Source organism: Flavobacterium sp. W22_SRS_FK3, assembly GCF_052113665.1.
In the GTDB taxonomy this organism is placed as follows: Bacteria; Bacteroidota; Bacteroidia; order Flavobacteriales; family Flavobacteriaceae; genus Flavobacterium.
Window position 1 is genome coordinate 250,831 of the sequence record NZ_JBGQOF010000001.1, and the last position, 14,028, is coordinate 264,858.

Here is a 14,028-nt window from a genome sequence, read left to right on the forward strand (position 1 = left end):
TTTGAACAAAAATTATGTTATAAAACCAGGTTTAAAGTTTATTTTTGAGAAAAAATGCAATAATTCTTAAAATTAACGACCTACATATAATAGTATCAATCATAAAAATCGAAAAACATTTATGGAAAAAAAATCACTACTAATTGTGTTATTTGGCTTATTGTTTATAGCACAAATTGGCATTGCGCAAGAACTTTATATGCCACGAAATATTAAAGAAGCTTACGCAAAAGGAACTCGTTCGATGGATGGAAAACCAGGTAAAAATTACTGGCAGAATCATGGGAAATACACTATGGAAATAGCTGTTGATCCAAAAACAAGAATAGTTACAGGTACTGAAACTATAGAATATCAAAACAATAGTAAAGATACACTTAGAAATATAGCAATTCGTTTTGTAAACAATCAGCATAAACCTTCAGCACCAAGAGTAGGATATTTTAGTGAAGATTTTTTAACAGCAGGTTTAACCATAACTTCTTTAAAAATTGACGGCGAAGTCTATAAAGAAGATGGCAGAAAATGGGGAACTGTTGGTAATGTAAAATTGAAAAAAGCATTATTGCCTAATTCTAAAATTACGTTTAATATCGACTGGAATTACCCATTATCTAAAGAAAGTGAAAGAGAAGGTCAGATCGATGCGACGACTTTTTATGTGGCATACAGTTATCCTCGTATATCAGTTTTTGATGATTACAACAAATGGGACAGGTTGCCGCATACCAATCGTTTAGAATTTTATAATGATTTTAATGATTATTTTTATTCGGTTAAAGCACCCAAAAATTACGTGGTATATGCAACAGGTGATCTTTTGAATCCGGATGAGGTTCTTCAGTCTGAATTTGCAGCACGTTTGAAAAAATCGTATGCAACAGATGAAATTTTGCATATTGCCAATGAGCAGGAAATGAAAAGCGGCTCCGTAACGAAACAAAATGACTGGAATATTTGGAAATTTGAAGCGAAACACATTTCAGATGTATGTTTCGGATTAAGTGATCATTATTTATGGGATGCGAGCAGTGTTTTAGTAGATAAAAAAACAAATCGAAGAGCAAGTGTTCAGGCTGCATACCATGTAACAGGAACTGATTTTGTAAATTCGGTTAAAAACAATCAATACGCTTTAGATTGGTTTTCTACTAATTGGCCGGGAGTTCCGTATCCATTTTCTAAAATGACGGCTTTTCAGGGTTTTGCCGATATGGAATACCCAATGATGTGTAATGATTCGCAAACAGATGATCCTGTTTTCGCACAATTGGTTCAGGATCATGAGGTAGCGCATACTTATTTTCCTTTTTATATGGGAATTAACGAAACCCGTTATGCTTTTATGGATGAAGGCTGGGCAACAACTTTTGAATACTTAATCGGAATTGCAGAACATGGTAAAGAAGCTGCAGATAAATTTTATAAAGAATTCAGAGTAAGTGGTTATATAAATGATCCTTCAACTGAAGAAGATCAACCCATCATTACAATGTCATCTCAGCTTTCAGATGCAGGTTACGGAAATAACTCATACGGAAAAGCATCACTTTCGTACATTGCTTTAAAAAATCTGCTTGGGGATGATTTGTTCAAAAAATCTTTACATGCTTATATGGAAAACTGGAACGGAAAGCATCCTATTCCCTGGGACTTCTTTAATTCATTTAATACTGCTTCAGGAAAAAATCTGAATTGGTATTTTAATAACTGGTTTTTTACCAATAACTATATTGATCTTTCGGTTAAAAAAGTGGATGTAAAAACAATTTCTATTGAAAATGTGGGTGGTTTTGCGATTCCTTTTGATGTAAATATTTTCTATGCTGATGATTCAAAAGAGACATTACATCAAACTCCTGCTATTTGGGAAAAGAATCAAAAAACAGCTGTTATTGATTTAAAAAACAAAAAACAGATTAAAAAAGTACAATTGGATGGCGGAATCTTTATGGATGCCACACCAGAGAATAATACATGGTCAGCGAAATAAAAAGAAAAATTTAGACTACATAAAAACCGTCTTTTTTTATTTTATAAATGTGAAAAAAATCTTAATTGAATGTATTTTTTAGAGCAGGTCAATTTATTATATTAATTTAACATCAGACAAATTAATAATTTAGTTCACTATGGAGAATTCAAAAATTAAAGCTTTTATACCACTTCTATATCTTGTTTGGTCCGATGATTTATTGACTAAGTATGAGTTTGACACTCTAAAAGGATTTATCAACTCACTAAATTTAATCTCATCGGAAGAAAAACAATATATTCTGTCTAAAGTTGATATTTCGAATCCGCCTTCTCGAAATGAACTTGCACAGTGGAAATTGGATGTGGAGAATAGCATTAAAGATAAATCGTCAATAAAATCAATTTTTGATATCGCCATAGCACTGTCAGGTAAAGACCTTGATATTTCGTCATTAGAATCAGATTTTGCAAAGCTGGAAAATGATCTGGGGGTTTTAGGCGAAGAATTAATTCAGAATTTCAAAACTAAGAGTAATTCCCTTACAGCTACAACTAAAACTACAGATAATTTTGATATTCAAAAGCTAACTGCAATTTTGGATGGAGAACAGGCCAGTATTATCAAAAAAGTAAAAGAAGTTATTTCAAGACCTGAATTTGCCTATGAAACTTCGACTGATATCCTTGTATACCGCCAAAAAGTATACGATTGGTGCAAAATTCTGGCAGAAGAAAACTTGGGTAATATGGCATATCCAAAGCAATACGGAGGAGGTGAAAACATAGCCGATTATTTTGCCGTTATGGAAACGCTGAGTTATCATGATTTAAGTCTGGTAATAAAATTTGGTGTTCAGTTTGGGCTTTGGGGGATGAGCGTTCAGTCTTTGGGAACCGAAAAACACTATGCAAAATATTTAAAGGATATTGGTTCATTAAAAATACCTGGCTGTTTTGCCATGACCGAAACCCATCATGGTTCAAACGTAAAAGGACTTGAAACGACTGCAACATATAGCCATAATGATAAGACTTTTATAATCCATACACCTCACAAAAAAGCACAAAAAGAATATATTGGTAACGCTGCCGTTCACGGACAAATGGCGACCGTTTTTGCAAAACTAATTATCGACGATCATGATTATGGTGTAAATGCTTTTGTAGTTCCTTTGCGTGATACAAACGGAAATACGTTTAACGGAATTACGATTGGGGATTGTGGACATAAAATGGGACTTAACGGAGTAGACAACGGAACAATTATTTTTGATAATGTTGTGATTCCAAAAGAAAATATGCTTGACAGATTTGCTTCTGTAAATGATAAAGGAGAATTCGAGAGTCCGATTCCGAGTGATAACAGGCGTTTTTTCACGATGTTAGGTACTTTGGTTGGCGGACGTATAGGTATTCCGCGTTCGGCATTATCTGCTGCTAAATCAGGGCTTACGATTGCCATTCGTTATAGTGATGAACGCCGACAATTTGGTCCGGAAGGTGGTTCTGAAGTGCCGATTTTAAATTACAGAATGCACCAGCGAAGATTGCTTCCCCATTTAGCGAAAACCTATGCTGTGCATTTTGGTTTGCAGTATCTGACCAGCCGTTTTTTAAAAAAAACCGAGTCGGAAATGCAGGAAATTGAAGCTTTAGCTGCCGGAATGAAATCATACTCAACCTGGAGTACGAGAGATATTTTGCAGGAATGCCGAGAAGCGTGTGGAGGAAAAGGCTATTTATCTGAAAACCGAATTGACGCTTTAAAAAATGACACGGAAATTTATACTACTTTTGAAGGTGATAATACTGTCCTGATGCAATTGGTTGCCAAAAATCGCTTATCTGAATTCAGAAAATCGTTTGGAGAAATGGGATCACTAGGCATGATTAATTATGTTTTTGAAAATGCGAGAACAGCTATTTCTGAAAAAAATCCAATTGCAACCCGACGAACTGATGAGGAACATTTATTAGATAGTCAATTTCATTTACAGGCTTTTCAGCATAGAGAAAAAACAATATTGGCTTCAGCTGCCAATCGTATCAAAAAATTAATCGATAGCGGTTTAGAAGCGTATGATGCTTTTAATGTGGTGCAGCATCAAATGATTGATGTAGCTCAAGCTTACCTGGAAAGAGTTGTTTTGGAACAATTTCAAGTGGGAATTTCAAAAGTAGAAGATGTTAAAACAAAAGAGATATTGGTGAAATTAAATCAGCTGTTTGCACTTTCACAAATAGAAAAAAACAAAGCCTGGTATTTAGAAGATAGTTATATGGACGCTGTGAAAACCAAAGCAATACGTAAAATGGTCAATCAACTTTGTTGGGATATCAGGCCAGATGCTGTTTCGTTGGTAAATGCATTTGATATTCCGGAAAGCTGTCTGGCAGCTCCAATTGCTTTTTATTAAATGTTGGAACTGGCTTGTTTCTTAGAAGAAGTTAGTGTAGAGCCAATTGATGCAATTATAACAAAGACTACCGCCAATACTTCATAAAAAGTAAGGTGTTCCTGTAAAAAAATAAGTGCACAAATAGAGGCTGCGGCAGGTTCTAAACTCATTAAAATACTAAAGGTTCTGGCAGGAAGCTGTCCCAGAGCCTTTATTTCTAAAGTAAACGGAATGGCGCTGGACAAAAGTGCAAGTGCTGTTCCTAAACCTAGAAGTTGAGGTGTTAGATTACAGAAACCATTTTCATAAAATCCAAAAGGGAGAATTAATAAAGCAGCAAAGAGCATCCCGGTAGTTACTGCATCTCCGTCATTCATAATTTTTGAAATTCTTCCACCCAGAATGATATAAGCTCCCCAAAGTACCCCAGCTATAAGAGCAAAAATAACTCCTAATGAATCTATTTTGGTGTTTGTCCATGGAGCTATTAAAACGATTCCAGCACCGGCAAGTAAAACCCAGCAATAATCAATAAAATGTTTTGAACCAAAAACGGCTACTGACAAAGGTCCTATGAATTCTAAAGTTACTGCTAAACCAATTGGAATTCTTTCTATTGCCATATAAAAAACTAAATTCATGGCTCCTAATGATAAACCATACGGAATAACAATTTTCCATTGCTCAGGTGTGATTTTTTTTAAATCAGGTCTGTAAACGGCTAATAAGATAAGTGTCGAAATACCAATTCTGAGAGATGCAGTTTCCGCTGCCCCGATAGATGGGAACAAAGTTTTTGCTATAGCAGCCCCGGACTGAACACTAATTATAGATAAAAGAACAGCAGGTATAGGCGGAATATTTATTTGCTTAATTTTCATAAAACTTTGCGAAAACCTGCAAATCTACAAAAAATGTAATGGATTTATTTTAAAAATATTTTTTAAAAACTATTGATTTTCTTAATATAGTTCACTTTTATGACTCAAAATAATTCCTTTGTCTTGTCACTTTATTATATATTTGTAAGTCACATTCTATTTATCTTTTATTGTTTTGAAAAAGTTTTTGTCTCTTCTTGTATTAATCTTTTTAGTTCATCCTGTCCAGGCATCGGATAATATTGAAATTATTTTGGCAAAATTAAATCACGCATTAGCGAATAAAAAAAAGTATGTGCAGCTAAAAGAAGAAAGGATTTTAAATTTTAAAAAAATAAAATCACAAGACCTTTCAAAGGAGCAAGAGTATAATTATAATGAGGCGCTATATAAAGAGTATCAGAAATTCAATTCAGATTCTGCTATTTTTTATGTAAAGAAAAATCTGAAAATCGCTGATGAACTTCATAAAAAAGATTTGTTCAATCTGGCACAATTACACTTGGCAAATCTATATTCTTCATCAGGAAAATATCGTGAATCTGAAGCTATTTTAAAGAAGATCAATAAAAAGAAATTGGCAAAATCATTGCTGCCTAATTATTATATTACATATCGCGAGTTTTATGAACATTATAACGCAAACAGCCGCAGTAGAGAACTAATTGGACAAATTACTAAATATCATGATTCGCTGTTGGGAGTTTTAAACCCCAGTTCGTTAGATTATAAAATCAATAAAATTCTGAAAAATATTTATGGAAGGCAATTTGATATAGCTGAAAAACAATTATTGACTTTATTGAAAGGCAGAAAAGACGATAATCCGCAATATGCCATGATTACCTACCTTTTGGGAAATATTTCAAAAAAAACGAATCAGATAGATTCAGTTAAAAAATATTATGCACTTTCAGCTACATCAGATATTAAACAAGCCATAAAAGACAATGCTTCGCTTCAGGAATTGGCTATGGTTTTTTATGATTTGGGAGATGTCGATATGGCTTATAAACTCACACAATCAGCAATTGAAGATGCATTATATTGCAATGTACAATTCCGCACCCTCCTTATGTCACAGGTTTATTCGATTATTAATACAGCTTATCTGGAACGTGAAGCCCAAAGAAAAACTGAACTTAAGCTTTATCTTTTATGTATTAGTTTGTTATCGTTATTTTTAATTGTTGCCGTAATTTACGTTTACAAGCAAATGAAAAAAGTGTCCAGGATTCGTGGAGAACTTTATGAAACCAGCCAAAAATTAGTCAAATTAAACAAAGATATTACTGAAGCCAATGATCAGCTTCAGGAACGTAATGCCCAGTTATCAGAGTCAAATCATATCAAGGAAGAATATATTGCACATTTTTTTAACCTATGTTCGGCTTACATCAATAAGTTAGAAAATTACCGTGTTATTTTAAATAAAAAAGCAACGGCGAAACAATTTGAGGAGATGTACAGAATGTTGAAATCGACAACTTTGGTTGATAATGAACTGCAAGAATTATATAAGAATTTCGATAGTATCTTTTTAAACTTATATCCCACTTTTGTAAAAGACTTCAATGCCTTGCTTATTAATGAAGAGCAAATTGTATTGAAACAAGGAGAATTACTTAATACAGAACTTCGAATTTTTGCACTCATCAGACTCGGAATAACCGATAGTGTAAAAATTGCTGCTTTTCTCCGTTACTCATTAAGCACGATTTATAATTATCGAACCAGAGCCAGAAATAAGGCTATAGTATCCCGAAATGATTTTGAAGAAATGGTTATGAAAATAGGTTTAATTTCTCAAAAAGCCTAATTTTTATTTTAAAATCACTACTTTTTTTAATGGTTGAAATAGTTTAATTTACTGAATATAAGGCACTTGATTTTTTTTATTACTACTTTTTTTTATCTAGAATTATTCCGGACACTATATCGTTTTAGCTTTACCATATTATTTAGAGAGCATTTTAAGTTGTTTCAATCTAAATAGTGTCTAACTAATGACTAATAAATTAAGAAGGTATGTTTAAGAACGTTAAAGTAATAGCTGTTTTACTGTTACTCAATTCATTTGGTATTAATGCACAAAACAAAATTCCAATTTATCTGGATGATAAAAAGCCAATTAATGAGCGTGTAGAAGATGCGATTTCAAGAATGACTACAGATGAAAAAATTGCTATGATTCATGCACAGTCTAAATTTAGTTCACCAGGGGTGCCTCGTTTGGGGATTCCTGAAAACTGGATGACAGATGGTCCTCACGGAATTCGGACGGAAGTAAAATGGGACGAATGGGATCAAGCAGGCTGGACGAATGATTCTTGTATCGCATTTCCGGCACTTACGGCACTTTCTGCAACATGGAATAAAGAATTAGCTTCGTTATATGGTAAATCAATTGGAGAAGAAGCACGTTATCGTAACAAAAATGTATTGTTAGGTCCAGGAGTTAATATTTACAGAACTCCATTAAACGGTCGTAACTTCGAATATATGGGAGAAGATCCATTCTTAACTTCAAAAATGGTTGTTCCATATATCAAAGGAGTTCAGTCAATTGGAGTTGCTGCCTGCGTAAAACATTTTGCCTTAAACAATCAGGAAACCAATCGTAATTCAGTAAATGTAATTGTTGATGATCGTGCTTTATACGAGATTTATCTGCCTGCTTTTAAAGCAGCAGTTCAGGAAGGTGATGCATGGGCAATTATGGGATCTTACAACAAATACAAAGGACAGCAATGTTGTCATAATGAGTTTTTACTGAATGATATCCTTCGTGGAGAATGGGGGTTCAAAGGTGTTGTAATCTCAGACTGGGGCGGAGTTCATGATACTAAACAAGCCATTCATAACGGTTTGGATATGGAATTTGGTTCCTGGACAAACGGGCTTTCATGGGGAACCAGCAATGCCTATGATAACTATTATCTGGCAAAGCCATATTCTGTTATGATTGAAAAAGGTGAAATCGGCACTAAAGAATTAGACGAAAAAGTACGTCGTATTTTACGTTTATCTTTCTTAACAACGATGGATAAAAACAGATCTTTTGGATCTTTCGGAACTGAAGAACATGCTAAAGCAGGTTTGAAAATCGCTGAAGAAGGAATTGTATTGCTACAAAACAACAATAATATTTTGCCAATCAATCTTTCTAAAACTAAAAAGATTGCGGTTATTGGTGAAAATGCCATTAAAATGATGACTGTTGGTGGAGGAAGTTCTTCGCTTAAAGCAAGATATGAAATTACACCGCTTGAAGGATTAAAGAAAAGAATTGGCAATCAAGCCGAGATTGTTTATGCTCGGGGGTATGTTGGAGATCCTACAAGTAATTACAACGGAGTTATTGCAAAAGTAAGTTTAGAAGAAAAACGTTCTCCTGCTGAACTAACTGCAGAAGCTTTAAAAATTGCAAAAGATGCTGATATTGTTCTTTTTATTGGAGGTTTAAATAAAAGTCCAAATCAGGATGACGAAGGTTACGATCGTAAAGAATTAGGCTTACCATACGGTCAGGATAAATTAATTACTGAATTGGTTAAAGTAAATAAAAACATAGTTTTTGTAAATATTTCAGGAAATGCCGTGTCGATGCCGTGGGTAAAAGAGGTTCCGGGAATTGTGCAGGGATGGTTCTTAGGCACAGAAGCGGGAACTGCTTTAGCCAATGTTGTGATGGGGGATGTAAACCCTTCCGGAAAATTAATTTTTACTTTTCCAGTAAAATTATCTGATAACGGAGCGCATGCATTAGGAGAATTTCCGGGAGGGGATGAGGTTACATATAAGGAAAGCATTTTTGTAGGCTATCGTTGGGCTGATAAACAAAAAGCAAAACCCTTGTTTTCTTTTGGGCACGGATTAAGTTACACGACTTTTGAATATGGAAAAGTTACTGCTGATAAAAAACAAATGTCTGCCGGAGATCAAATTACATTTTCTGTAAAGGTAAAAAATAAAGGAAGTCGTGAAGGTTCAGAAATTATTCAGCTTTATATAAGTGATTTAAAATCTTCATTAGTTCGTCCAATAAAAGAATTGAAAGGCTTTGAGAAAATTTTGCTTAAAGCAGGAGAAGAAAAAACAGTAACATTTACAATTGATAAAACAGCTTTAAGCTTTTTTGATGACGAAAAACATGACTGGGTTGCTGAGCCAGGTAGTTTTGAAGCTATCGTTGGAGCATCATCGACTGACATAAAATCCAAAGTGAGTTTTTCACTTCAATAATTTCAATAATTTTCTAAATTGGTTGGTTGAAAGCTGTAATTGTAAAAGTTGCAGCTTTACTTTTATAAATACTTAGATGTAAAATATTAGAAGTTTTAAATCTTATAAAAAATAATTATGAAACGAATAATTTTATTTGCAACAGTTTTCTTTTTAATGCAAAACCTCTCGGCGCAAAGTCTGAATAAAATGCAATGGTTTAATGAACCTGAAAAATGGGAAATTAAAAACAATGTCTTAATCATGAATGTTACGGCAAATAGTGATTACTGGCGTATTTCGCATTACGGATTTACGGTAGATGATGCACCGTTTTATTACGCGACTTATGGAGGTGAATTTGAAGCTAAAGTAAAATTGACCGGAAATTACAGTGCCCGTTTTGACCAAATGGGCTTGATGATTCGGATAGATGAAAAAAATTACATCAAAACCGGAGTTGAATTTGTGGATGGAAAATTCAATATAAGTACGGTTGTAACGCACGATAAAAGCGACTGGAGTGTATTAACTTTAGAAAAAGCACCGCCATTCGTGTGGATAAAAGTAGTGAGAAGATTAGATGCCGTTGAAGTATTTTACTCTTTTGATGATAAAAATTATATTCTGACCAGAAATGCGCCTTTACAAGATAATATGCCGGTTATGGTTGGTTTAATGGCCGCTTCACCCGATGGAAAAGGTTTTGAAGCTAAATTCGAAAACTTCAAAGTAACACATTTACCGGATCAACGCAGATTGGAATGGCTGAAAAATCATCAATAAGTAAATTCCAAATTTTTTAAATTGCTTCGCCTGTTCGCTACCGCTTGAGTCCAAATTCCAAGCAATCTAAAATCAAAAATCTGCAATCTAAAATGAACAATTTATGAGTAAAATTTCTACTGATATTACACCAAAAAAACATTATGAAATTCTCGACGGTTTACGTGGAGTTGCGGCAATATTAGTTGTTGCATTTCACATTTTTGAAGCTTTTAGCGGCGGAAATCGCTTTAAACAAATTATCAATCACGGTTATTTGGCCGTGGATTTCTTTTTTCTTTTATCCGGATTTGTTGTTGCGTATGCGTATGATGACCGTTGGGGGAAAATGACTCAATGGGAATTTTATAAACGTCGTTTGATTCGCCTGCAGCCCATGGTTATTATGGGAATGATAATTGGAGCGATTTTTTATTATTTTCAGGCATCGGATATTTTGTTTCCGATGATTGCCGGAATGGAAGTGTGGAAAGTGATTTTAACCATGATTATTGGTTTTACGTTGATTCCTATTCCGCCATCTATGGAAATTAGGGGATGGGGTGAAATGCATCCGCTTGACGGACCTGCCTGGTCACTTTTTTTCGAATACATTGCAAACATTTTATATGCTTTGTTTTTTCGTAAATTTTCAAATAAATTAATTGGATTCTTTGTTTTAATTTTTGCCGGAGTGCTGATTAATTATACGGTCTTTGGCCCAAAAGGAGATGTTATTGGAGGCTGGTCTTTGAATCTCGAACAAATGAATGTTGGATTTACACGTTTATTGTATCCTTTTTTTGCCGGAATTTTGCTTTCCCGATTAGGAAAATTAATTCATATAAAGGGCGCTTTCTGGATTTCTAGTTTATTGATAGCAATAGTTCTTATGATGCCAAGAATTGGAGATGAAAACAATCTTTGGATGAACGGTTTATACGAATCTTTTTGTATTATTCTGATCTTCCCTTTACTAGTGTCAATAGGTGCAGGTGGCGAAATAAAAAATCCATTTTCACTTAAAATCTGTAAAGCCTTGGGCGATATTTCATATCCGCTTTATATTACACATTATCCACTTATTTATTGGTATACAGCCTGGGTTGTAGATAATAAAGTTTCACTAAAAGATGGCTGTCTACTTGGAATTGCCATTTTAATTGCCAGTATTGTAATTGCCTGCTTATGTTTGAAGTTTTACGATGAACCGGTTAGAAACTGGCTTCAGAATAGATTTCAAAAGCGCAAAGTTACTGTTACAGAATAGATGTTTTTTAAGTTTTATATTTATTAGTTACAGATATTTAAAAGGGATGAAAACTGTTTCATCCCTTTCTATTTTAATTTTAATCAGTTTACTTTATAATTATTCCAAAACTAATTCACCTAACGCTTCCTTGCTGAAACCTTTTAACTGCTCAGTTTTACCTGCTTTGATTTTTGCAACCCAATTTGGATCAGATAAAAGAGGTCTCCCAACGGCAACCAAATCAAAATCGCCTCTGTCGAAACGTCTGTTTAATTCTTCTAATGAAGTTGGCTGTGAACTTTCTCCTGCAAAAGCACCAAAGAAATCTCCTGAAAGTCCAACAGAACCTACAGTGATAGTTGGTGCTCCTGTAACTTTTTTAGCCCATCCGGCAAAGTTCAAATCAGAATCTTCAAATTCCGGTTCCCAAAAACGACGTTGAGAACAGTGTAAAATATCAACTCCTGCGTCAACAAGAGGTGTAAGCCAAGCTTCCAATTCGTGAGGATTTTTTGCCAGCTTATAATTATAATCTGAAGGTTTAAATTGCGAAAAACGCATGATCACTGCAAAATCATTACCAACCTGTTTTCTAATTTCTTTAATTACTTCAATAGCAAAACGATCACGTTCCGGTAATGTTTTCCCACCATAAATATCAGAACGTAAATTAGTTTCGGCTCTAAAAAACTGGTCGATTAAATAGCCGTGAGCACCGTGAATTTCGATCGTATCAAACCCTAATCTTTTAGCATCAGCTGCAGCTTTACCAAATGCGATTATAGTATCTTCAATATCTTTTTGTGTCATGGTATTTCCATTGCTGAAATCTGGTCGGTTTAATCCGGACGGACCTTCAAAAGGAACTGGCGGAATCCATCCAGAATGATGATTGTCCATAATTCCCATGTGCCATATTTGTGGACCCATCGAACCTCCGGCAGCATGAACTTCTTCAATTACTTTCTTCCAGCCTTTTAAAGATTCATCGCCATAAAAATGAGGAACATTGGCGTCGTTTGATGATGAAGGTCTGTCGATTACAGTTCCTTCAGATAATATTAATCCAACTTCGCCTTCAGCTCTTTTTTGGTAATAAGAAGCGACATTGTTTGTTGGAATTCCGTTTGGAGAAAATGAGCGTGTCATTGGCGCCATTACGATTCGGTTCTTAAGATTTAACGTTTTTAAGTTAAATGGCGAAAACAGGTTGTTTGTACTCATAGTAATTTACAATTTTGTTTGAATTAATTTACTGAGTGCTTCAAAGGCACCTTCGTTGCGTTTGTAGTATGTCCATTGCCCAACACGTTTAGAATCTATAAATCCTGCGCGTTGCAAAATAGACAGGTATTCAGAAACTGTAGATTGTGTAAGTCCCGCTTTGGCTTGTATTTGTCCAACACAAACCCCGTGTTCAAATCCTGCATGATGGAGTTGATCCGGAAAGTTAAGTTCGGGTTCTTTTAGCCACTCCAGCATTTGTAATCTGGATTTATTTGAGAGGGCCTTAAATATTTCTATATGTTCCATACCGCAAATATATCGACTTTTCCCGATATATCAATTAATAAAAAATAATTTCAGAAAACTTTATGAGATTAACAGATTTTAATTTTAGAAAATATAATGATTAATTTTCAACCATTCTTTGCAGTCATTTGTCCAAAATTGACTGGTGTCTTTTACTCCTAAACCAAAACCATGGCCGCCTGTTTCATAAATATGTAACTCTGCAGAAATATCTTTTTTCCTTAAAGCTAAATAATAATTGATGCTGTTTTCAGGTAAAACAGCACTATCATCTGAAGCATGCACTAAAAATGTTGGAGGAGTTTCTGATGTAATTTTTTTTTCGTTAGAAAAATCATCAATACATTTCTGTGATGGATCTTTTCCTAATAAACTTGTTTGTGAGCCTTTATGTGTAATACCATTTTCCATAGATATGACAGGGTAAATTAAAATTGAGAAATCAGGTCGTGCACTGATAGTGCTTTTTGATTCATATATTTTGTCATCAAAATGTGTTGCTAATGTTGATGCTAAATGTCCACCGGCCGAAAAGCCTATGGTGCCAATTTTATAAGGGTCAATATTCCACTTTGCAGCATTAGATCTAACGTAACGAACAGCTTCCTGAGCATCCTGTAAAGGTCCAATTGATTTGTTTTTCATGATTAAATCACTAGGCAATCTGTATTTTAAAACAAAAGCAGCGATTCCTAAATTAGTAAGCCATTCTGCTACTTTAGTTCCTTCTTTGTCCATGGATAAATGGGAATATCCGCCACCGGGAAAAATAAGGATTGCAGTTTGATTAAGCTTTGTTTCTTTTGGAAGAAAAACACTTAATGTTGGTATTGAAACAAAACTTGCACTTTGAATTTTGCCCTCTTTTACAACATCCTTTTCGTTATAATCAGAAGCACTTATTTCGTCAGGTATTTTATTCCAAAGTGGCAAAATTTCATTTTGCGAATGCAAATTTGTTATCATTCCAAATAACAAAATGAACAAGTAAAAGCTT

General features: G+C 34.3%; 10 protein-coding genes. 6 read left to right on the plus strand and 4 right to left on the minus strand.

Going from position 1 to position 14,028, the window contains the following annotated elements; genetic code table 11:
- Positions 1-121 precede the first annotated feature (121 nt).
- Both ACEN2I_RS01180 and ACEN2I_RS01185 read left to right on the plus strand, forming a co-directional pair.
- Positions 122-1,993, plus strand: a complete 1,872-nt coding sequence (locus ACEN2I_RS01180) for a M1 family metallopeptidase (protein ID WP_441764288.1) — start codon at positions 122-124, stop codon at positions 1,991-1,993.
- Between the two features lie 139 nt (positions 1,994-2,132).
- On the plus strand, positions 2,133-4,394 hold the full coding sequence (locus ACEN2I_RS01185) for an acyl-CoA dehydrogenase family protein (RefSeq protein ID WP_441764289.1): 2,262 nt from the start codon (positions 2,133-2,135) through the stop codon (positions 4,392-4,394).
- On the opposite strand, the gene ACEN2I_RS01190 is transcribed toward ACEN2I_RS01185, so the two are convergent.
- Positions 4,391-5,257, minus strand: a complete 867-nt coding sequence (locus tag ACEN2I_RS01190) for an EamA family transporter (RefSeq protein ID WP_441764290.1) — start codon at positions 5,255-5,257, stop codon at positions 4,391-4,393. The genes ACEN2I_RS01185 and ACEN2I_RS01190 overlap by 4 nt on opposite strands.
- Before the next feature lie 175 nt (positions 5,258-5,432).
- Here ACEN2I_RS01190 and ACEN2I_RS01195 point away from each other — a divergent pair, with 175 nt between their 5' ends.
- From ACEN2I_RS01195 to ACEN2I_RS01210, 4 genes are all read left to right on the plus strand, one after another.
- Positions 5,433-7,076, plus strand: a complete 1,644-nt coding sequence (locus ACEN2I_RS01195) for a DUF6377 domain-containing protein (protein WP_441764291.1) — start codon at positions 5,433-5,435, stop codon at positions 7,074-7,076.
- A 209-nt stretch (positions 7,077-7,285) separates the two neighbouring features.
- Positions 7,286-9,502, plus strand: coding sequence for a glycoside hydrolase family 3 C-terminal domain-containing protein (locus tag ACEN2I_RS01200; RefSeq protein ID WP_441764292.1), 2,217 nt, complete (start codon positions 7,286-7,288; stop codon positions 9,500-9,502).
- Between the two features lie 117 nt (positions 9,503-9,619).
- Complete coding sequence (locus ACEN2I_RS01205; RefSeq protein ID WP_441764293.1) at positions 9,620-10,267, plus strand: DUF1349 domain-containing protein; 648 nt, start codon at positions 9,620-9,622, stop codon at positions 10,265-10,267.
- A gap of 103 nt (positions 10,268-10,370) precedes the next feature.
- Positions 10,371-11,516 carry an acyltransferase family protein gene (locus tag ACEN2I_RS01210; RefSeq protein WP_441764294.1) on the plus strand — a complete coding sequence of 382 codons (1,146 nt, stop codon included), beginning with the start codon at positions 10,371-10,373 and terminating at the stop codon, positions 11,514-11,516.
- 99 nt (positions 11,517-11,615) lie between these two features.
- Here the strand turns inward: ACEN2I_RS01210 and ACEN2I_RS01215 are convergent, their stop codons facing one another.
- The 3 genes from ACEN2I_RS01215 to ACEN2I_RS01225 form a co-directional block, all read right to left on the minus strand.
- Positions 11,616-12,722: an NADH:flavin oxidoreductase gene (locus tag ACEN2I_RS01215; protein ID WP_441764295.1), complete on the minus strand. Its 1,107-nt coding sequence runs from the start codon at positions 12,720-12,722 to the stop codon at positions 11,616-11,618.
- A gap of 6 nt (positions 12,723-12,728) precedes the next feature.
- Positions 12,729-13,031, minus strand: a complete 303-nt coding sequence (locus ACEN2I_RS01220; protein ID WP_441764296.1) for an ArsR/SmtB family transcription factor — start codon at positions 13,029-13,031, stop codon at positions 12,729-12,731.
- 84 nt (positions 13,032-13,115) lie between these two features.
- Positions 13,116-13,997 (minus strand): alpha/beta hydrolase, encoded by an 882-nt coding sequence (locus ACEN2I_RS01225; RefSeq protein WP_441764297.1) that lies wholly within the window; start codon positions 13,995-13,997, stop codon positions 13,116-13,118.
- Between the last annotated feature and the right edge of the window lie 31 nt (positions 13,998-14,028).

Coding starts and splice junctions, on each gene's coding strand:
- ACEN2I_RS01180 (WP_441764288.1), top strand. CDS start 122: ATGGAAAAAAAATCACTACTAATTGTGTTATTTGGCTTATTGTTTATA.
- ACEN2I_RS01185 (WP_441764289.1), top strand. CDS start 2,133: ATGGAGAATTCAAAAATTAAAGCTTTTATACCACTTCTATATCTTGTT.
- ACEN2I_RS01190 (WP_441764290.1), bottom strand. CDS start 5,257: ATGAAAATTAAGCAAATAAATATTCCGCCTATACCTGCTGTTCTTTTA.
- ACEN2I_RS01200 (WP_441764292.1), top strand. CDS start 7,286: ATGTTTAAGAACGTTAAAGTAATAGCTGTTTTACTGTTACTCAATTCA.
- ACEN2I_RS01205 (WP_441764293.1), top strand. CDS start 9,620: ATGAAACGAATAATTTTATTTGCAACAGTTTTCTTTTTAATGCAAAAC.
- ACEN2I_RS01210 (WP_441764294.1), top strand. CDS start 10,371: ATGAGTAAAATTTCTACTGATATTACACCAAAAAAACATTATGAAATT.
- ACEN2I_RS01215 (WP_441764295.1), bottom strand. CDS start 12,722: ATGAGTACAAACAACCTGTTTTCGCCATTTAACTTAAAAACGTTAAAT.
- ACEN2I_RS01220 (WP_441764296.1), bottom strand. CDS start 13,031: ATGGAACATATAGAAATATTTAAGGCCCTCTCAAATAAATCCAGATTA.
- ACEN2I_RS01225 (WP_441764297.1), bottom strand. CDS start 13,997: ATGATAACAAATTTGCATTCGCAAAATGAAATTTTGCCACTTTGGAAT.